Source organism: Enterovibrio coralii (assembly GCF_001559595.1).
In the GTDB taxonomy this organism is placed as follows: Bacteria; Pseudomonadota; Gammaproteobacteria; order Enterobacterales; family Vibrionaceae; genus Enterovibrio; species Enterovibrio coralii.
Genome location: NZ_LNTY01000050.1, coordinates 116206 through 137006, shown reverse-complemented (window position 1 = coordinate 137006; position 20801 = coordinate 116206). Strand labels below are relative to the sequence as shown.

Here is a 20801-nt window from a genome sequence, read left to right as displayed (position 1 = left end):
TCCTCTCTCCCTTAGTCGTAACGGTTAACCGACGTTGGTAAATCTACCTCGCGTCCATTCACTAAATCGTCCAGCACTTTGAAGATGGCATCGCCATCTGGTGGACAGCCTGGAATGAAATAGTCCATCTTGACGACTTCATGGGCCGGATAAACTTTGGTGGTGATTTTGGGGACATCAATATGGGGAATAACGTTGTCAGAATTCGCTGGGCGGGTTGAAGAAGAAACATACGCTTCATCTAGGCACTCAGTGAGAGAAACCTGATTCCGCATGGCTGGCACACCGCCCCACACCGCGCACGCTCCTACCGAGATCAAGATGTCGCAGTTCTCACGAAAATGCTCAAGGGTTTCGATGTTTTCTTCGTTGGCAACGCCACCTTCAATAAAGCCAATGGTGCATCGCTCTGGGATGCGTTTGACGTCGGTGATGGAAGAGCGCGTCACCGTGACTTTGTCGAGCAAACCCAGAAGTCGCTCATCCATATCTAAAAATGACAATGTGCAGCCCCAACACCCACAAAGGCCAATCATGGCGACTTTGATTTTCCCTTCACGCTGGGCTTCTGTTTCTTTATCCAGCGGTGTGCGAGGAAGATCGTGGGAAAAGATATGCGTGCTTTCTACTGAACCGATACTCATTTTTCGCTACTCCCTGTCGCGCGATCACGCACTGACGAAATGTCGAATTTGCGTTGCCCAATTGGCGCATCAAACCCTACAGCTTTTTTCAAAATGCACCCGACAGGACACAGTTCCATCGCTTGCGTTACCTGCTCATCGCTCATTTTGTTGGCCAGTTCGATATCAATCTCAATCCGCGCTTTCGCGCCACGTCCATTGATGTTGAAGATCTTTTGCCCTGTGTCTTCGTCTCTCACGAACTCAACGCATCGTTGGCAGAAAATGCATCGGTCTCGCTCCAGCCAAATTTTGTTAGAACGAAAATCCACTTCAGTAACCGGGAAACGGTAAGGAAAACGAGAAACCATCATGCCAGTTTCATAGCCCACAGCTTGAAGGTCACAACGGCCGCTTTTCTCGCAACTTGGGCAATTGTGTTTGCCCTCGACAAACAGCATTTCAATCAGTGCCTTGCGAATGTCTTTGGTTTCCGGTTCGTTAACCTCCACCACCATGCCATCTGAAACTGGCACCGTGCAGGAGGCAGCGTTGTTGCCGTTCACTTTACAGGTGCAAACACGACAGGTGCCCAGACAAGGTCTGCCACGCTGGTAGCAGAGTGTGGGGATATAAACGCCGTTATCGGCCGCCACATCTACCAGCATCTGGTTTTCTTCTGCGGTAACTTCCTTTCCATCAATCGTCAAGGTAATGCTCATTTCGATCCCTCCACTGTCTGCGCCGTTTCGGCTCCTTGAAGCGTGTTGGTTGCAACGGTAAATTCATGCAATGCCGCATTCAAATCGAAAGAAGCAAGCAGTGGCCCATTCTGTTCAACCAATTTTTGTTTGTATTCTTCAGGGAATGCTTGCAAGGAAGTGATGATGGGTTTGGGAGACGTAGTGCCAAGACCACAGCGGCTGGAGCCTCGAATGATCTTTGCCCATTCAAAGATCTCTTCAAGATCTTGCTCAACAGCACGTCCTTCAATGACGAGGGACATCTTGTTATACAGTTCAACGTTGCCCGCGCGACACGGCGTGCAAATGCCACAAGATTCTTCTACGAAGAAATGGATAAAGTGCCTAACGATCTCCAGCAGATTTCGCTCATAACTGAACACCATCAAAGAGCCATTGCAGGAGAGGTCTTTGTAAGAAAAGGTGCGATTACCCTCTCTGGCGACGGAAACACACTCACCAGATGGCCCGCTTATTTGTGCGACGCGAGGGTTTCTTGCTCCTACTAGCTCGAGGACATCTTTAAGAGAAATTCCCCACTCAATCTCATAAATACCCGGCTTTTCAACATCTCCCGACACACTGATAAGTCGTGTGCCCGCAGATTCTGCCGTTCCCATCGCTTCATACCATCGCGCCCCCTGTTCGAAGATCTTGCGACGTTAGCCAATGTTTCGACGTTATTTACAGCAGTCGGACATCCCATGAACCCTTGGTGCACGGGGAACGGAGGCTTAACACGAGGCGTACCTCGCTTACCCTCACAAGACTCAATCAAGCCGACTCATCACCACAAATATAGGCACCGGCACCCAGTTGAATGCGAATATCGAAGCTGAAGCATGCATTACCACCAACACTGGTTCCCAGCAAGCCACGCTGTCGCATGTCGCTGAGTGTATGCTCGAGATACCTCACCAAATACCGATATTCATAACGTAAGTACAAGATCCCTTCTCTGGCTCCCACGGCGTAACCGGCGATGATCATTCCAGCAAACACTTGCTCGGGAGATTCCGTCAGAATAACCCTGTCTTTAAACGTGCCTGGCTCCCCTTCATCTGCGTTACAAATGACGTATTTGGTGTCACCTGGCGCGTCATGACACAATCGCCATTTCAAGCCCCCGGAAAAACCAGCACCGCCCCGGCCACGCAGCTTTGATGTGCTGGTGGCTTCAATAACTTCAGCGGGTAAATACGTCACAACGTCTTGAATCACGTTGTCGATATCCACGCGTTCTCGAAAGAAAATGGGGCCAGATTGGCAAATATTTGAATCGACCAGCGAGTGGACATAAGACTTGGTTTTGCCGTCTACATTGTCTGGATTGGCAAGCACTTCTGGTGAAACACCCGCTTTCAATGCTGCTACGACAGTTTTGACTTTGTCTGGCGTCAAATCCGTAAAGGGGATCCCGTCAACCAACATGGTTGGCTCTTGATCAGAAAGGCCGATACATTGGGTGTCAAACAATCCAAACTCACCGTCATCCGTCACCTCTCCAAATGCACAACCCAGTGCTTCAGTGAGGGCCTCTTTCACCCACTCGTAACCTTTCATACGGGCGATAACGGTATCCGCTAGATAGATTTGGTGTCTACCTGCGGGGGCGTCGTGAAGGAAATGGTAGAAAGAAATGGTTTCCCTTACGTCTAAGGGAGAGATGTTTAACCCTGCGGCTAGCGCACTTACTGAGGAACTCGATATGTAGCCGTCCAATTCCTGTAGCGCTATCAACATGTCCAAGAGCCTTTCCCGGCGATGCAAGTAGCGCGACAGAATCGTTTCTACGTTATTGCTCATTGCTTACTCCTTTATGCCTCTCTTATGTTGTAAACGCTCTACAACAACTTCTTGAGGGAATATGGATAAAGCAGCATCTTGTATGCGATGAATTCCTCGCCTAAATTGTCAAAAATAAACATCACATATCTTCGTCGGCAACCTAATTAACCACCAAAGAAAGCTGTTATTTAAATCATGGATGCTAGCTTTATTTCCATCAGGAATTGCAATGTTGAAGCCACATTTCCACAAAGATGAAAAAAGCCAATAAAATCATGGTAACAAATAAATTCTTTCAAACATGCCGTTTAAGCCGCCTGTATTTCACCTTCCGTTTCATCTAAATAGTGGATAGTTGCTTTCCATTAAAATTACATGTATCCGCAATACCTATAGAACCATTTATCCATCTGTTTTTATTGGGATTGACCAACACTTAAAACAGTTACCCACGCAAGCCAGTAGAAACTTTTAATTATGATTGTTATAAGAAGTTTAAATTTCACTTCACTGACGAAATAAATGACACTGGCTTTTAGATAGCATTTTGATTGTTTGAAAACCTCCTTAATGGGCACTAAGAAACTCAACGCATATATACGAAACAATCACTTTAGCCGTCTCCTTCATTAGAAATAATGATTAGATTCAAAGGAGTAAAGCATGTCTCAAGCCGTGAAAACTGTTAGCGAAGATAGTCAGTATATAATTGCCAGTGAACCTTATTATCAAGAAGCTGGTGACGAGATTTCATTATTTCAAGCCGCCTATGATTCTCGTATCCCTATGATGCTGAAGGGCCCTACAGGTTGTGGTAAAACACGATTTATCGAGCATATGGCTTGGCGGTTAGCTCGCCCACTCATCACCATTTCCTGCCACGAAGACATGACTGCATCCGACTTAATTGGTCGTTATCTGCTCGATGCAAACGGCACTTATTGGCAAGATGGGCCATTAACAACAGCAGCGCGAATTGGTGCAATCTGTTATCTCGATGAAGTTGTAGAAGCGCGTCAGGATACTACGGTCGCGATCCACTCTTTGACAGACTATCGCCGTACCCTTTCTCTTGAAAAGAAAGGTGAACTATTAAATGCGCATGAAGATTTTCATTTGGTGATCTCCTATAACCCTGGCTACCAAACGTTAATGAAAGATCTCAAAACCTCGACCAAGCAACGATTTGCAGCGTTGGAATTCTCTTACCCAGATGCAGAAACAGAAGCCACTATCGTTTGTCATGAAACAGGTTTAGACAGAGACACTGCTGACAGACTGATTCAAATTGCAAAGCATGCGAGAAACCTCGTCGGACATGGTTTGAACGAAGGTATTTCTACACGTCTATTGGTTTACACCGCGCAACTCATTCAAAAAGGCATTCCTGCTGTTACTGCATGTCAAATGGCGTTGGTTCGTCCATTGAGTGATGACGCTGATATGCGCGACACCTTGGAAGCAACCGTCCAAGGATGTTTTTGAAGCACGATGTTTGAATCATCAGGAGGTTTAGGATGAATCCCATACAGTTTTCAGCCGTTAACAAACTCAAAACCGCACTCCAAAAAAACATTGAGAGTGAGAAAGATCTCGCCTCTATCAACGTGTGGTTTGATGAAGCTTACGTCCTGATGAGCAAAAATGAGTTCGACGATTACCTTGCATCTTTAAAGTCATTATTTTATAAAAAACAGAATATTACGCTCATTCAAGCCTTTGCTAAGACCATGCCAAACCTGAGCAGATTCACAAGTGACGGCGTCACGCTAGAGTGTTACAAATCCCTCGACACACTCTCTCAGTGGTTGGGTTCAGAGCGTTTAATCCAATACATTTCAGGATTACCCGCCATTGCAGACCGTCTTCGTTCAAACGATGCCATGTTGGTGTATTTTTCTCTGGTTACAGAGTTGGCGACAACGGCACCACGTTGCCTAAATGTATTTCTGCTAAGGGCAGATAGATTGTTAGCATCCGTTAGTATTGGCGGGCTTCGCTATTGGGCGTTAATTGGAGCAAAAACACATGCTCACGAAAACAACGCCCTCAATGCCTACTTCACCCTGACATCGACGGAAAGCAAAAGCATTTTCCAACGTCAACGGCCCGGTGTTCTTCTGGTTGATGTTCAACGACATTTGCAGTTCTATCTGCGCGCGATTTGGAATCAAGACTTTTTTATTCGACCTCGTATTACACTCGCCCACGATGAGAGCGACGAAACTGATGTTGTAAACGCCACCATTGAAGGTATGACACTTTTTCTACCTGATGCGCTTGATAGCTCTGAAAGTACCGATGCCAAAGTACTTTATCGCGCAATGGCAGCGCATTGCGCGGCGCAACTCAAACATGGACAGCGTAGACCCAGAGATGATTTTTCCGAGCAACAACGGTTTTGTATTGGGTTAGTCGAAGACGCAAGAGTCGAGTATTTCGCCATTCAGGAGTTTTCGGGGCTTAAAACACTTTGGCTTTCTCTCATTTCATCAAAACTCGTCACATCCTCGTTTGAGTGCTTTTTGCAAAAACTCGCCAAGACGTTACTGACACTTGAAACACCCTGTACTGACAACCCTATTGTCGTGCAATGCTTTTCAAAATTTCGAGAAGTGATTGAAGAAAAACTGCCTTCTGAGCAAAGAAAGAAAGCTGAAGCATTGGGTTGTTGGCTGGCGGAAGAAATCGAAACCACATTCAAATTAGGTGACAACGTCACCCTTCAATTCTCTGAATTATATACGTATCGAGATGACAATCAGTCGTTGTGGGTAGATAGAACCGACGCGTTTGACGAGTGGCAATTAACCATGGCGGAACAAGTTCAACGCCACGTGAATGTCATGGAGATGGTGAACGAAATTGACTGTGAACTTGCCGACGATGATGCGCAGGAAATATGGCGTCTGGAGTCAGAATTTTTCCGCGATGGCGATCCGGAGAATGTCAGTATGAACGAACTCGAAGGTCGTCACCAAATCTCCGCCCCCTTCTACTATTCAGAATGGGATTACACGTCAAACAGTTATAAGCCGAATTGGGTAACGCTTACTGAAAGGTCTGTTACCAAATCAACTAACAAAGACATCGACTCATTGTTGAGTAAGCACAAAACATTGCAACGAAAACTGCGCGCTATGATTGAAGCTCTACAACCCAAAGGATTAATTCGGCTGAGAAAACAGTACGAAGGCGACAGCTTAGATCTGGATGCTGCCATTGAAGCGATCAAAGAGATTCGTCGCGGCTCCTTACCTGATATGAACATTGATCAACGCCTAATCCGCCAAGATCGCAGCTTATCGGTGCTTGTTCTCCTCGATTTGTCGCAATCAACAATGGAAGAAGTGTCAGGCCGTGACGACAAACTTACCGTGCTCGATATAGCAAAAGAAGCCACTGCCATTTTGGCTGGTGCCGTTGACGAGATTGGCGACCCCTTTGCGATTCATGGGTTTTCTTCCAATGGCAGAAGCGATGTTCAATATCAACGCGTCAAAGATTTTTACGAAGATTACGACGATTCGGCCAAAGCAAGACTAGTGGGTTTAAAAGCGGGTTTATCAACACGTATGGGATCGGCGTTGCGACATGCAAAAACATTTTTGTCTCAACAACCTCAACGCAAAAAGCTACTGTTGCTGTTAAGTGATGGCGAACCCGCTGACATAGATGTGCGTGATTCCCAATACCTTCATGCCGATACAAAAAAAGCGGTAGATGAACTGAATACAGAAGGCATTATTCCATTTTGCCTCACCATCGACCCGACCGCAGATGATTACGTATCCCAAGTTTTTGGTAAAGGACATTACTCTGTGCTCGACGGTGTAGAACATTTACCAGAAGTCTTGCCCTCACTATTTGCTTCTCTAACTAGAGGGGCGCATTGAAGCCAACCGTTTTGCTCTTTCTTAAAAGATGGTGTCTTTTTTGCGTTGCTCGATTTTGGTTAAGGACACCTTATGCATTTGACACTGAGACAGCTAAACATTTTCCAAGCCGTTGCCACTCACTCTAGCTACACGAGAGCTGCTGAAGAACTTCATCTAACCCAACCCGCTGTCTCAATGCAGATCAAACAACTTGAAGATAATATCGGGCTCCCTCTTTTTGAACAGTTGGGCAAATCTTTGTTTCTGACAACCGCTGGAGAGGAGTTGTTGGGATACTGCGAACGTATCTCTCAACAACTTCGAGATGCTGAAGATGCCTTCGCAAACATGAAGTCACTGTCGAATGGCAAACTGAGTATCACAGTTGCCAGTACTGCCAACTACTTCGCCGCGAAACTCCTCGCTGCATTTTCTCAACAGCACCCAGACATCACGATCAGGCTTAACGTGACAAACCGAGAAAACTTGCTCAAGGATTTAAAATTCAATAACTGTGATTTAGCAATTATGGGAAAGCCACCGGCGGAGTTGGATTTGTCTGCAACGATTTTTATGGAGAACCCGTTAGTTGCGATTGCACCGATTAATCACCCTTTCTGTCAGGCGCAGAAGATTCCGTTAGAAACTATCGCGAAAGAACCCATGGTAGTCAGAGAACAAGGATCCGGTACGCGCTTTTCTATCGAGAAGTTTTTCCATAATAAGGGAATGGCATTGAACATCGCCGCTGAAATGACAGCAAGTGAAGCGATAAAACAAGCGGTATCTGCGGGGCTTTGTTTGGGAATTGTGTCTAAGCACACCATTGAGCTAGAACTCGAATCAAAGCGGCTTTGTGTTCTCGACGTTGAGGACTTTCCAATCTTAAGAAATTGGTATTTAGTACACCGGAAAGAAAAACGCCTCTCGCCAATAGCGGAGGCATTTCAAGAGTTTGTACTCGGAAACAGTGATGAATAAAAGTGTTACAGCATCACTTTTAATGGGGTTTTAACCATTTGCTTCCGTTCGTGTTACGTTACGAAGCAATGCCTGTTTCAAAACAACCGAGCGAATAGGTTTAGTGATGAAATCATCCATGCCCGCACCCAGACATTTTTCTTTGTCTTCATTCATGGCGTTTGCTGTCAGCGCGATGATCGGCAGTTCACACCCTTTTTCTCGCAATTGTAATGTCGCTTGAATACCACACAGAACTGGCATAGACATGTCCATAAGAATCATATCAATCTTACCGGACTCGCCTTCCAGAATATCGATGGCTTCTTGGCCGTTGTTAGCGACAACGACACGGTGACCCGCTTTTTCTAGCATCAGTTTTACAACCATCTGATTGGCTTTACTGTCTTCAGCCACCAGGATGTTCAGCGAATCCATTGTTTCTTCTTTGAGGGAATCGTTTTTCATTTGCTCGACCTGAGAAGGCTTAACCAGAGGGATATCTATATTAAACGTGGTTCCCACCCCAGGTTCACTCTCAAATTCGATACTTCCGTTCATCATTGCCACGAGCTTTTTACAGATAGACAGGCCGAGCCCGGTTCCACCGTATTTGCGGGTAATGCTGCCGTCGGCCTGAATAAATGGTTGGAAGATTGCCGTTTTTCGATCTGCCGAAATACCAATACCCGTGTCTTTGACCGACAACATGAGTCGGTCATTTTCAGAATGCATGGATACTTTGACGCCACCTTCATCAGTAAACTTAACGGCGTTACCTACCAAGTTCAGCAAGATCTGTGCAAATCGATTCCCATCTTGGAAAATAGTTTCCGGTACCGAGGCATCGATTAACGACTCTAATGCTATCCCTTTCGTATCACAGGCATCTTGTAGCTGGCTAAACACAGTAGTGACACTGTCACGCGGATCGACATTTTCTGGATGCAAAGAAAAGCGTTCTGATTCAATACGAGATAAATCAAGAACATCGTTAATGATAGTAAGTAGCAGTTGAGCAGATTTATCCATCTGCTTGACCCAAGTGATTTGCTCACTGTCGAGTGCAGATTCTTCCAGCGCGTCTAGAAGACCCATTACTGCATTCAATGGTGTTCGAATCTCATGACTCATCATCGCCAGGAATTGAGATTTCGCCGCATTTGCGGATTCCGCCTGCCTACGAGCGAGTTGCAGTTCTTGTAAACGTTGTTTACGCGCAGTGATGTCTTTCGCTGTACCGCGGAAACCCAAACACTGACCTCGGTTGTCATAGTAAGGACGACCGGACAAGCTGATCCACTGCTCTTTTCCATGCTGGGAAACCATCCACTCCACTTCGGAGAAAGGTTTTTCCATTCGGATCAAATCAAGCAGTTTGTGTTTTACTTCAGGCTGGCGATTGAGTTGCGCATGATGGTTTGAGGTTCAGCGGTATACGACTCGTTTGAAGGTGAAGACAAGTAAGTGAACTGAAGGTTGTTATTGATTTCCCAGAACCAGTCCCCCGCTGTCTTTGCAAAGTCTCGGAAACGCTGACGACTTGCCGTTAACTCTTGTGTTTTGACAGAAACCAGACACTGCAATCTCTCGCGATAATCGATATCGATAATGGTGCGTTCAATCAAAGGACGAAAACGTTCAATAACCTGCTGCGCCTTGGGATCAAATCCACCACGCTCAGATGAAAACAGAAGCAGGATTGACTCACTGGCATTGACCGCCATGCCCGTGATCAGAGCTGAACGGCAAAGTTGAAAGTCGCCTTCAGACAATAACGAGAACTCGTTTACACGTTCTGGCGCATAAAGGATGACAGTTTGGCCGCCTACACAGCGGGAAAAGGTATTACCATCCCACCAAGAAAAACGCTCAACATCCGGTGACGTCGATACCAAGCACGAATAGGTATCTTCAGTATCTTTATTACGCGTCAACACCAAGGCATTATCAAACGCGACGTAACGCTCGATTACCTTTAGCAGTGTGTTAAAGACTTCAATCTTGTTACTGGCACCGGACATGGCCGAAATTGCCGACAGAATGGCGCGGTTTTCTTCGCGGAATTTCTGTTCTCTTTCTTCCACGCGGTTGAGTTCAAACAGCGTTTCCTGAAGTTTTTCCGAGACTGCGCCTGTCATAGTTCATCCTTATGGAATAAAACTGCGGAAATCATTAGATTGCCGTGTGCAATTTCACCACCCAAGAACTGACCTTGCTCACCGAACGTGAACGGACAGATAAACGGTGCTTCATGCATCGACAAACTCATGTTGGCCGCCACATCATGCAAAGAGTCCTTCACATGAAGCATGCAACCTGCGCAATAAATTGCGATGCCACCAATCGGGTCTCGCTTCAGACTGTCGTGTTCATTCGCGGAGTCCACAACACGGCCCGCTCTTGATACCAACATCTCTGTCGTCCCAGACATAAGGTGGACGTCTCACCCTCTTGGATGTTACAGAACATCTCAATGCCATTGTCTTGAGAAACAACCGCCGGGTGCGACAAAGTATAGTATGGCATACCGTGGATCTCTCCGGTCTGCCTACCTAAAGGGAATAAGGTTGATTCGGAAAAGAGAGCTTCATTATTGATGGTAAGCCCCGTCTCTTCGCGATACCAGTCGCATAAACCAGTGCTGCTGGTTGGCCATCTAATTCAGTAAGTACACGACCGTTGACGCGTGTCGCAACGGCACTTTTCCCTGTTGCAGCATAGCCACTATGGAATGCATAGCTGACACGTGCTGTCGGGAAGAACACCGCCATTGAGATGCCATTGTCGGTGATTGTTTCGTTGTCAAACAACGACCAGTTACCCACGACGGTGTTATCTGCCGCCGTACCACCAATGATGGGAATGTTGACACCAAGCTCGTGACGAATCGCCCGAAGCACCGTTTCTTCATGACCCGGTGTAGTATGGAGCGTAATCAAAGCAGGGAGTTCGCCAGGACGTCCACTATTTCGAAGTGCTACCTGAAGCACTTCTTGTGCTTGCGTGTGGACATCAATATTCGGATTCAACTGAATCGCGGCAGAACCATAAGCCCCGTGCGTATCTTTGATTGCCAGTACAGATAGGTTGTGCCCGCTCAGGTAACCTTTATCCGTCATTGTTCCCTGACAAGATGAGCAACCTAAAATTTGTGCAGAAGGGAACGCCGCTTTTAACTCCGACTTGAGCGTTGCGACATCCTGCGTTTCTGTATAGTACGCTAGCACCAAATCAGGCGTGGCGAATGAGCGAAGAATGTCTGTTGACACGTCCTTCACTGCTTGAACTGCGTCGTCATTGATAGACGAAGATGTGGCTATTCTCATAGAGTCGGTTTTGTTGCTTTGTTTAATGAAGTAATAATAACGCCCTAAGTTCTGATAACTCCAGCCCTAGACACTATTCTTTACGTTTAATCACTGAAAATTCGAACAATAGTCGATAGAATAGTCGAATCTGACAGGAATCTTTATTAGTGCGATGGAAAGCAAACTCTATATCGTTATAAATGCGAAGCAGTCACTCGGCCAATCTTTAAGCAAACGATTAGCGGCACGTGGAAATACCGTGGTATTTTTGGGTGATGATGAGCAAGCCGGATATGCCCTCGCAGCCGAAGAGCCAAGAGTGCGATTTCGTCATTGTCAGTCGCTTAGTGCTAAGGAAATTGCGACTGAATTTCTCTGGTCAGAGCGTTGTATTTCAAAGGTACATGGTATCGTTGTCATGGTGCCGTTCAGCCAATCTGTCTTATTAAGTGAGGAATATTACCAATCCCTTCTCGCTGAAATTGGCTCCCCAATCACCGACGCTGAGTCCCCTCTGACGCTCACTTATGTCGTCTTTCCTGAGAAGGATTCAGAAGCTGACAATCTAAAGTCACTGCACCTTTCGCTTTGCCAACGTTCCCACGACGTCAAAAATGCAGACAGCACGCTGAGAATCAATCACGTCTTCGTGTCTGATTCCGCTGTATACTCAAGTGAAGATTGTGGAAATTTAGCAGCAGATACGTCAGAACTTATCCACTATCTCACGTCCACAACATCACACTGCCTTCATAGCCAAGCGTTCTATTTTGGAAACGTTTAAAACTGTAAGCCAATAAAAAAGCAGCCTTCACGCTGCTTAGTTAAAAAATTGGACACTTCATCGCCAAATTATCAGAAAGAGTCCAATTGTTATCATATTTCGCACAAATATTAATTTGCGGTTAAAAGTTAATTTCAACTTGATCCTGATCAATGATCAAATTTAACTTTCCGTTTATTAGAACGGCGTCCGTATTATTCACGCCATAAATATATTTCGTATTTGCAGAGTCAGCCTCCGACGAAATATCCGCGAGAACAATTTTGTTCTTCCCTTCCAAGGCGGTAACAGACTGTGGTTTAACGTTTGAAACCACTTCTACGCGCTTCAGTGTATCTTCTTGTTTAATAACAGATATGACTACTGTATCATCCTTGATAGATACACTACACGATTGGTCTTTGAGTACGCAGCTTAACTCTTTGGATTCTGGAGAATAATCCAAGGTGCGCCATGTGAATGCGGTGATCAAAACGGCCAAAACAACCAGTATTTGAACAAGCCTTGCTGTGGTTAATTTTTCTGCAGCCATAAAATTTATGCTATTCCCGTGTTACAGAGCTCAAAGTTTTAATAGAAATGTTACCCAAGAGTAAACCAACTGTGGGCATAACCCTGTATTTAACTGACTAAGTGCAGTATCATCTTTGTGGAAAATGCCACTTTTACAACAAAATAGCAATGGAATGCATTAAGTGGACATAATTCAAGCACTATTCGCATTGCATTGCTTCTGGGTGGCATTGTGACCATTGGGTCACCTTGTATACGTGAGTGTAGTAATCAAAAAGTGGAAGCATGCAATATGAGCCAAGAAAAGCAGCTTGAACTGGAATACAACTACCGCGTTGTCCGTCAATTTACCCTAGTAACAATTTTGTGGGGCATTGTGGGCATGGGTGTTGGTGTTCTAATTGCCGCTCAGTTGGTATGGCCTGCGCTAAACTTCGACGTTCCTTACCTGACATATAGCCGTTTGAGACCGCTGCATACAAACGCAGTAATCTTTGCATTCGGTACCAGTGCGCTGTTCGCAACATCTTACTATGTTGTGCAACGTACCTGTCAGGTTCGTCTGTTTGGAGGCAAGCTAGCTGAATTTACCTTCTGGGGATGGCAAGCAATTATCCTGTCTGCGGCGATCACTTTGCCTCTGGGTTACACCAGTGGTAAAGAGTACGCTGAGTTGGAGTGGCCAATCGATATCGCCATTGCCGTCGTGTGGGTATCTTATGCCGTCGTGTTCTTCGGAACCATGATCAAACGAAAAACCTCCCATATCTACGTAGCAAACTGGTTCTTCGGTGCCTTTATCCTTACCGTTGCCGTTTTGCATATCGTAAACAGCATGGCAATTCCTGTATCAGGTCTTAAGTCATACTCGATTTACTCCGGTGCAATCGATGCGATGATCCAATGGTGGTATGGTCACAACGCTGTAGGCTTCCTTTTGACTGCGGGTTTCTTGGGGATGATGTATTACTTCGTGCCTAAGCAAGCAGGTCGTCCGGTTTACTCCTACCGCCTGTCCATTGTTCACTTTTGGGCTCTTGTATCTCTTTACATCTGGGCAGGTCCACACCACCTTCACTACACCGCGCTACCTGACTGGACACAGTCCTTGGGCATGGTTATGTCGGTGATTCTGTTTGCACCGTCTTGGGGTGGCATGATCAACGGTATCATGACGCTATCAGGTGCTTGGCACAAACTGCGCTATGACCCAATTCTTCGCTTCCTGATCGTTTCTCTGTCGTTCTACGGCATGTCAACGTTTGAAGGCCCGATGATGGCAATCAAGACAGTTAACGCACTGTCTCACTATACCGACTGGACAATCGGCCACGTTCACTCAGGTGCTCTGGGTTGGGTTGCGATGGTTTCTATCGGTGCCGTTTATCACTTGGTACCAAAGCTGTTTGGTCAAGAGCGCATGTACTCTCTCAGCCTGATCAACGTTCACTTCTGGCTGGCAACCGTGGGTACGGTTCTGTACATCGTAGCGATGTGGATTTCAGGTGTGATGCAAGGTCTGATGTGGCGTGCAGTTAACACTGACGGCACACTGACGTACAGCTTTGTAGAGTCCTTGGAAGCGTCTTATCCGTTCTACTTCGTTCGTTTCGTTGGCGGAGCTATCTTCCTGTCTGGCATGTTCTTGATGGCGTACAACACGTACAAAACCATCACGGCACCAAAAGCCAGCCTGAAAGCCGTCGAGCAACCAGCATAAGGAGACTGACGAATGAGTCTAGCCGTCACGAAATAGTAGAAAAGAACGTTGGTCTCTTTGCCATCCTTACCATCATTGCAATCAGCTTTGGTGCGCTGGTAGAGATCACCCCGCTTCTGTTCCAAAAACAAACGACTGAGCCTGTCGATAACCTGCGCCCTTACACAGCATTGGAAATGGAAGGCCGTGACATATACATCCGCGAAGGTTGTAACGTTTGTCACAGCCAAATGATTCGTCCTTTCCGTGCTGAGACCGAACGCTACGGCCACTACTCTGTAGCGGGTGAAAGTGTTTGGGAACACCCATTCCTATGGGGTTCTAAGCGTACAGGTCCGGATCTGGCACGTGTTGGTGGTCGTTACTCTGACGAGTGGCACCGCGTTCACCTGATTGATCCTCGCGCTGTGGTTCCTGAGTCAAACATGCCTGGCTTCCCTTGGTTGGCAGAAAATGTTCTGACTGGCGAACACACGCAAGAGAAGCTGACTGTTTTCCGCGACATGTTTGGCGTTCCTTACACCGAAGAGCAAATTGCTAACGCGAAATCGGATGTGGAAGGCAAAACAGAAATGGATGCAATCATTGCTTACCTTCAATCTCTCGGCCACGCAATGAAATAAGGGGTCATTATGGAAATCGCATCATTCCATAGTATCTGGACACTTGTTCTCTTTTTGGCATTTGTAGGGATTGTACTTTGGGCATACAGCAGCCGTCGTAAAAAGGATTTCGACGAAGCCGCAAACCTTATCTTCGCCGATGAGGAAGAAAGCCCTAAAAAGACAGGAGAAGATAACAAATGACGACATTTTGGAGTCTATTTATCACTGTCATTACCCTCGGTACTATCGCCGGGTGTGCCGCGCTGATTATTTGGTGTAGCAAAGACCTAGACGGTATTGCTGAAGGTGAAGATATGGGCCACGAATACGATGGTATTCGTGAGCTGAATAATCCACTTCCAAAGTGGTGGTCTTACATGTTTTGGGCAACCTTGGTGTTCGGCATAGTTTACTTCGCGCTGTACCCAGGTTTAGGTAACTTCAAAGGATTGTTTAACTGGCAGAGCTCTGCTCAAGACGTTAGCAACCTCGAAGAGTCCCGTCAGTTGCTCGCAGACAGCAGCGGCATCGACCAATATGCACGTGAATTGACCACTGCGAACGCCATTTTTGGGGAAACGTACCGTAAGCTTGCTTACAAACCAGGTACTGACGAGCTACAAGACATTCCTGAGATTGCGAAGAACCCAGAAGCAATCAAAGTGGGTCAACGCTTGTTCATTCAAAACTGTGCCCAGTGCCATGGCTCAGATGCACGTGGACAAGCTGGCTTCCCTAACCTAACTGACAAAGCTTGGTTGTATGGCGGTGAGCCACAAACCATCAAAGCAACGATTCTGCACGGCCGAATCGGTAATATGCCAGCATGGTTAGATGCAATGGGGCCGGACGGCGTTAAAGAAGTTGCAGCTTATACACTTAGCCTCTCAGGACGTAAAGTAGATGCGCAAGAAGCAGCAAAAGGTAAAGCTCGCTTCGTTGTGTGTGCAGCTTGTCACGGTACAGACGGTAAAGGTAACCCAGCATTCGGCGCACCTGATCTGACTGATAATGTATGGCTGTTTGGTGGTTCGCGCAAAGCGGTTGAAGAAACCATTCGCTACGGACGCCAAGGTGTCATGCCAGCGTGGGAAAACATTCTGGACGAAGACAAAATCCAGCTTCTTTCTGCGTATGTTTGGGACGTTAGCAACGCTGACAACCGACAATAATTATTAGCAGTACTTTAAAGCCCCTGCTTGCAGGGGCTTTTTTACCCAAGAACGTTGTAAAACAGGAAAGCGATATGATTAAGCCTTGGTATAAGCAGTTTTGGCCTTGGTTCCTGATTGCCCTCCCCGGCACGGTTGTCGTTGCCAGCCTTTTCACTTTTTCATTGTTCAGTAAGAACCAAGTGTCACTCGTTGCCGAGGACTATTACAAACAAGGGAAAGGCATCAATCAGGATCTGACTCGTTTGCGTAAGGCGGATGAGCTCAATATCTCTGCGTTTCTGTCTGCCGATCAAGAGAAAGCGACTTTCTCTCTAGACAAAGGTGAACTCACTCAGTTCCCGACTCTCCGTGTCACGTTCCAGCACCGCACGCTGGCGGACAAAGACATCGAAAAAATGGTAAATGCCGATGCATCAGGCAATTATCGAATCGCGCTCACCGAACCGCTTCAAGGCCCATGGTATATTGAACTCAATGCATTTGATGGAACTTGGGCACTCAACGGACGCGCAAACTTCCCTTCATCTGATCCAATTAAGTTGTATGGTTCGAGCAAGGAATGACGAAAGACTGTTACCACTGCGGAGAGCCGGTCTTAACCGGCGACTCCTATCAAGTCGAGATCCTCGGCGTTAAACAAATCATGTGTTGTCCAGGCTGCCAAGCCGTTGCCAGTACTATCGTGGCAAGTGGACTCACTTCTTATTACGAATACCGCACCGCGCCAGCAGAAAAAGCCAGCCTTATCCCGGAAGAACTTCAATCTCTCAGCCTTTACGATAACCAAGACGTACAAGAAGAGTTTGTACGACACGAAAATGGCATTGATGAAGTTGTACTTTCAGTAGACGGAGTATCTTGCGCAGCGTGTGCATGGTTAATTGAAAAGCAACTTGGCTCTCATGAGGGTGTTGCACGTATTCAAGTTAACACCACGACGCACCGCGCGACGCTCCGTTGGGACCCATCAAAAGCCAAGTTGAGTGAATTGCTGAGTAAGATTCACGCATTGGGCTACAAAGCCGCCCCATTTGAAGCCGACAACCAAGAAGCGCAGTATCACCAAACAATGAAGCAATACCTCTATCGTTTAGGTATTGCGGGCCTCGCAACCATGCAAGTGATGATGCTTGCTGTTGCTATGTACTTCGAAGTGTTTGGCGACATGGATGAATCCTTCAGGAACTACTTCCGCTGGGTCAGCCTTATCTTCGCAACGCCAGTACTTCTCTACTCAGGCATGCCGTTTTACATCAATGCATGGCGAAATCTGAAAGCACGAACGTTAGGTATGGATGTGCCTGTTTCCATTGCACTCCTTTTTGCCTACTTCGCAAGTTTGTATGCGACGGTGACTGAAAAAGGTGAAGTCTTTTTCGAATCGATCGCCATGTTCACCTTCTTCCTTTTAATCGGAAGATTTCTCGAAATGCGTGCCCGCCGAACAGCCGCCGCAGCCAGTGCAAACCTTCTAAAGCTCGTTCCAAAGCTTGCGCTATTGCAATCCGGTGAACAGATACCGGCTAAGTCACTCAGAGTGGGCCATGTTGTTCGCGTCTTGCCCGGTGAACCCTTCCCTGCTGACGGCGTTATCGTTGATGGCGTAACGACCGTGAATGAAGCCATGCTTACTGGCGAGTCACTGCCTGAGTCTCGCAATGTTGGCGATGCTGTTTTCGCAGGCACCATGAACATTGATGGCAACATTGATGTAGAAGTCACAGCAGAGAAAAAAGACTCACTGATCGCCCATATCGTCCAGCTTCAAGACGAAGCGCAACTTGCCAAACCGAGAGTGGCAGAAATCGCCGATATCGTCGCACGCTACTTTGTCGCTGCGATTCTGGTTATCTCTGCGTGCACATGGTGGTATTGGCAAGGTCACCGTCCAGATGATGCCTTCTGGATTATGCTTTCCGTCTTGGTTGCAACCTGCCCTTGTGCGCTATCGTTAGCAACGCCAACCGCACTCACCTGCTCTACGTCCGCGTTTGGTAAGCTCGGTATTTTGCTACGCCGCGGTCATGTTTTCGAAACACTGACCAAGATAAACAGAGTCGTTATCGACAAAACAGGTACGCTGACGGAAGGAAACATTTCGATCGCTGAGACCTCAACGTACGGTGACGTGACTGAAAGCGAAGCACTATCAATCGCTGCCGCTTTGGAAGGTTATGCAAACCATCCTATCGCAGAAGCCTTCAAGCAACATGACGCTATTGACGGGATAGCACACGTAGAAAACGTCATCGGTGAAGGCTTAAAAGGCACCTTCAACGAGAAAGAATGGCGTATCGGAAAACCGTCTTTTGCTCTGCAAGATTCCGCTTTCGCAAATGAAAGCACGCATCAAATTTGGTTGTCTTGTCATCGTCAGCCTATCGCTTCTTTTGGCTTGATAGATCCGGTTCGACCTAGCAGCAAGGCACTCATTGAACAATTCCATCAAGCAGGAATTCGCGTCACCATGCTGACGGGAGACAATGCTCAGGCGGCAGCGTCAGTGGCTAACGATCTTGGCATCGATGAAATCGTCGCTGATGTTTCCCCGCAAGGGAAACTGGCATACCTTCAGTCTCTGCCAAATGATCAAATCACCATGATGATTGGTGATGGCGTGAATGATGCGCCGGTACTTGCGGGCGCGCACCTGTCTGTTGCGATGGGAAGCGGAACAGATGTCGCGAAGTCCTCTGCTGACATGGTGTTATTAGGTGACGATCTAACAAAATTGCTGGATGCTCGAAAACTCGCCGCTTTCACCCAAAAAATCATTCGTCAGAATCTTGCTTGGGCTTTAGGATACAACCTAGTGATTTTGCCTCTGGCAGTCGCAGGTTTTGTTGCGCCTTATATTGCGGTCGCCGGCATGTCTGGAAGCTCTGTGATTGTCGTGACGAACTCACTGCGTCTTTTCAGAAATGACTTGCTCGATAAGCTTAAGGATGCCGACTAATGGAAAGTTTGTACATTCTCATCCCCATTGCCATTTTGCTGGTTTGTGTGGCTGTTGGTGTGTTTATTTGGGCGGTTAAATCTGAACAGTTTGAAGACCTTGAGCGCCAAGGCATTAACATTCTGTTAGATGAGGATGAAAAGTCACCTTCTCGCTCTCAATCTAGCGAGCAACAGGAAAAGTAATTGATGCCAGTTTCCGACTTTATTGCTGCCTTCATGGTAGGTTTACTCGGTGCTGGTCATTGTCTTGGTATGTGCGGCGGTGTTGCTGCCGCAGTCACCATTGGCACACCGCAAAATAAGAGCAAACTTCCCTACCTTCTTTACTACAACGCTGGCCGGCTCCTTTCTTATGGCTTAATTGGTGCGATCGCGGGTGGCGTGATCTCAGGCATTGTCGGCGTAACATCCTTTACGCAAGGGCTACTTTGGCTGCGCCTCGTCGCTGCTATCATGCTCATTTTACTTGCACTTTATATTGGACGTTTCTGGAATGGCCTTTCACATATTGAGAAGTTGGGCCAACACATCTGGAAACATATCTCTCCCCTAGCATCCAAGCTGTTACCTCTGAAACATGCTATTTCTGCACTGCCTTTTGGCATGGTGTGGGGTTGGTTACCCTGCGGATTGGTCTATTCAGCACTGAGTTGGGCCGCGGTGGCAGGAAATGCCACACACGGTTTATTGATAATGCTCGCATTTGGATTAGGAACTCTACCTGCCATGATTCTTGTCGGGAGTGCGGCTGAATATATGAAGGGGCTGCTTAACAATCTGATATTTAGAAGATTCTCATCATTGATACTTCTAATGTACGGATTAATTACCGCTTACAATGTGTACAATCAGTTTCACTAAGACTCGCTTTTACACGTAGAAATGGTAAAATCTTGACTCAAATCAATTTGGCTAAGCAGGCTCATGATTCAAGAAAAAATCATTACCAAACGTGTTCAATCTGGCGGGTGTGCAATTCATTGCCAAGACTGTAGTATCAGTCAGCTTTGCATTCCTTTTACGTTAAGCGAAACTGAGCTCAATCAGCTTGACCAAATCATTGAACGCAAAAAGCCAATTCAGAAAGGACAGCCGCTATTCCAAGCAGGTGATCAACTGCGCTCTCTCTATGCTATCCGTTCTGGCACCATCAAGAGCTACACCATAACCGAGCAAGGTGACGAACAAATTACAGCGTTCCACTTAGCGGGTGATTTGGTAGGTTTCGACGCCATCAACCACATGTCTCACCCAAGTTTTGCTCAAGCCTTAGAGACTTCTATGGTGTGCGAAATTCCTTTCGAAATTCTTGATGACCTCTCAGGTAAAATGCCTAAGCTTCGCCAACAAATCATGCGATTGATGAGTAGCGAAATCAAAGGCGACCAAGAAATGATTCTGCTGCTTTCCAAGAAAAACGCTGAAGAGCGTCTGGCTGCTTTCCTGCACAGCCTTTCTACCCGCTTCTCTCAACGTGGTTTCTCTGCAAAAGAATTCCGTTTGACCATGACTCGTGGTGACATCGGTAACTACCTTGGCCTGACTGTTGAAACCATTAGCCGTCTTCTGGGTCGATTCCAGAAAAGCGGCATGCTGAGTGTAAAAGGTAAGTACATTACCATCCTTGATCACGATGAACTGAGTCGTTTGGCTGGCATCACTCGCTGCTAATCGTTCGTTACAATCAGCAACTTATTGAAATGGCACTTTTGGTGCCATTTCTCTTTTTTAACTTATAATTAT

At 46.7% G+C, this 20801-nt stretch carries 18 protein-coding genes and 2 pseudogenes; 13 read left to right on the top strand and 7 right to left on the bottom strand.

Annotation, left to right across the window (positions count from 1 at the left end):
* Positions 1–11 precede the first annotated feature (11 nt).
* From ATN88_RS18625 to ATN88_RS28380, 4 genes are all read right to left on the bottom strand, one after another.
* A complete protein-coding gene (locus tag ATN88_RS18625) occupies positions 12–644 on the bottom strand; it encodes an NADH-quinone oxidoreductase subunit B family protein (protein ID WP_067419177.1) in 633 nt (210 codons plus the stop codon).
* The gene (locus ATN88_RS18620) at positions 641–1345 is read right to left on the bottom strand and encodes a 2Fe-2S iron-sulfur cluster-binding protein (protein ID WP_067419176.1); all 705 of its coding nucleotides are present in this window, start codon (positions 1343–1345) and stop codon (positions 641–643) included. The genes ATN88_RS18625 and ATN88_RS18620 overlap by 4 nt, the downstream gene beginning before the upstream one ends.
* Positions 1342–1986, bottom strand: coding sequence for an NADH-ubiquinone oxidoreductase-F iron-sulfur binding region domain-containing protein (locus tag ATN88_RS28385; protein ID WP_269748197.1), 645 nt, complete (start codon positions 1984–1986; stop codon positions 1342–1344). Before ATN88_RS28385 ends, ATN88_RS18620 begins: the two co-directional genes overlap by 4 nt.
* 154 nt (positions 1987–2140) lie before the next feature.
* Positions 2141–3172 carry an NAD(P)H-dependent oxidoreductase subunit E gene (locus ATN88_RS28380; protein ID WP_269748196.1) on the bottom strand — a complete coding sequence of 344 codons (1032 nt, stop codon included), beginning with the start codon at positions 3170–3172 and terminating at the stop codon, positions 2141–2143.
* Positions 3173–3817: 645 nt separating this feature from the next.
* Here ATN88_RS28380 and ATN88_RS18605 point away from each other — a divergent pair.
* The 3 genes from ATN88_RS18605 to ATN88_RS18595 all read left to right on the top strand — a co-directional run bounded on the left by ATN88_RS18605 (position 3818) and on the right by ATN88_RS18595 (position 8013).
* Complete coding sequence (locus tag ATN88_RS18605) at positions 3818–4639, top strand: CbbQ/NirQ/NorQ/GpvN family protein (protein WP_067419172.1); 822 nt, start codon at positions 3818–3820, stop codon at positions 4637–4639.
* A 32-nt stretch (positions 4640–4671) separates the two neighbouring features.
* Positions 4672–7050: a nitric oxide reductase activation protein NorD gene (locus ATN88_RS18600; protein WP_232313391.1), complete on the top strand. Its 2379-nt coding sequence runs from the start codon at positions 4672–4674 to the stop codon at positions 7048–7050.
* A 72-nt stretch (positions 7051–7122) separates the two neighbouring features.
* Positions 7123–8013 carry a LysR family transcriptional regulator gene (locus ATN88_RS18595; protein ID WP_067419170.1) on the top strand — a complete coding sequence of 297 codons (891 nt, stop codon included), beginning with the start codon at positions 7123–7125 and terminating at the stop codon, positions 8011–8013.
* Positions 8014–8043: 30 nt separating this feature from the next.
* Here ATN88_RS18595 and ATN88_RS18590 read toward each other — a convergent pair.
* Positions 8044–10133: pseudogene (locus ATN88_RS18590) on the bottom strand (ATP-binding protein).
* A pseudogene (locus ATN88_RS29000) lies at positions 10130–11321 on the bottom strand (FIST signal transduction protein). The pseudogenes ATN88_RS18590 and ATN88_RS29000 overlap by 4 nt, the downstream one beginning before the upstream one ends.
* 154 nt (positions 11322–11475) lie before the next feature.
* Between ATN88_RS29000 and ATN88_RS18580 the strand changes: the two are divergent.
* Positions 11476–12087, top strand: a complete 612-nt coding sequence (locus tag ATN88_RS18580) for a hypothetical protein (protein ID WP_083539528.1) — start codon at positions 11476–11478, stop codon at positions 12085–12087.
* Positions 12088–12208: 121 nt separating this feature from the next.
* On the opposite strand, the gene ATN88_RS18575 is transcribed toward ATN88_RS18580, so the two are convergent.
* Positions 12209–12619, bottom strand: a complete 411-nt coding sequence (locus ATN88_RS18575; protein WP_067419168.1) for a hypothetical protein — start codon at positions 12617–12619, stop codon at positions 12209–12211.
* A gap of 273 nt (positions 12620–12892) precedes the next feature.
* Between ATN88_RS18575 and ccoN the strand changes: the two genes are divergently transcribed.
* The 9 genes from ccoN (at position 12893) to ATN88_RS18530 (ending at position 20729) form a co-directional block, all read left to right on the top strand.
* On the top strand, positions 12893–14320 hold the full coding sequence (ccoN, locus tag ATN88_RS18570) for a cytochrome-c oxidase, cbb3-type subunit I (protein ID WP_067419167.1): 1428 nt from the start codon (positions 12893–12895) through the stop codon (positions 14318–14320).
* A gap of 5 nt (positions 14321–14325) precedes the next feature.
* The gene (gene ccoO / locus ATN88_RS18565; protein ID WP_067419165.1) at positions 14326–14943 is read left to right on the top strand and encodes a cytochrome-c oxidase, cbb3-type subunit II; all 618 of its coding nucleotides are present in this window, start codon (positions 14326–14328) and stop codon (positions 14941–14943) included.
* Positions 14944–14952: 9 nt separating this feature from the next.
* Positions 14953–15126 carry a CcoQ/FixQ family Cbb3-type cytochrome c oxidase assembly chaperone gene (locus ATN88_RS18560; protein WP_067419159.1) on the top strand — a complete coding sequence of 58 codons (174 nt, stop codon included), beginning with the start codon at positions 14953–14955 and terminating at the stop codon, positions 15124–15126.
* Complete coding sequence (gene ccoP / locus ATN88_RS18555) at positions 15123–16097, top strand: cytochrome-c oxidase, cbb3-type subunit III (protein WP_067419157.1); 975 nt, start codon at positions 15123–15125, stop codon at positions 16095–16097. The genes ATN88_RS18560 and ccoP overlap by 4 nt, the downstream gene beginning before the upstream one ends.
* 74 nt (positions 16098–16171) lie before the next feature.
* Positions 16172–16663 carry a FixH family protein gene (locus ATN88_RS18550; protein WP_067419155.1) on the top strand — a complete coding sequence of 164 codons (492 nt, stop codon included), beginning with the start codon at positions 16172–16174 and terminating at the stop codon, positions 16661–16663.
* Entirely contained in the window at positions 16660–19056 is a 2397-nt protein-coding gene (locus tag ATN88_RS18545; RefSeq protein ID WP_067419153.1) for a heavy metal translocating P-type ATPase, read from the top strand. The genes ATN88_RS18550 and ATN88_RS18545 overlap by 4 nt, the downstream gene beginning before the upstream one ends.
* Positions 19056–19241, top strand: a complete 186-nt coding sequence (ccoS, locus tag ATN88_RS18540) for a cbb3-type cytochrome oxidase assembly protein CcoS (RefSeq protein ID WP_067419151.1) — start codon at positions 19056–19058, stop codon at positions 19239–19241. Before ATN88_RS18545 ends, ccoS begins: the two co-directional genes overlap by 1 nt.
* A gap of 3 nt (positions 19242–19244) precedes the next feature.
* Positions 19245–19919, top strand: coding sequence for a sulfite exporter TauE/SafE family protein (locus ATN88_RS18535; RefSeq protein ID WP_067419303.1), 675 nt, complete (start codon positions 19245–19247; stop codon positions 19917–19919).
* Positions 19920–19982: 63 nt separating this feature from the next.
* On the top strand, positions 19983–20729 hold the full coding sequence (locus tag ATN88_RS18530; protein WP_067419123.1) for an FNR family transcription factor: 747 nt from the start codon (positions 19983–19985) through the stop codon (positions 20727–20729).
* Positions 20730–20801: the final 72 nt, after the last annotated feature.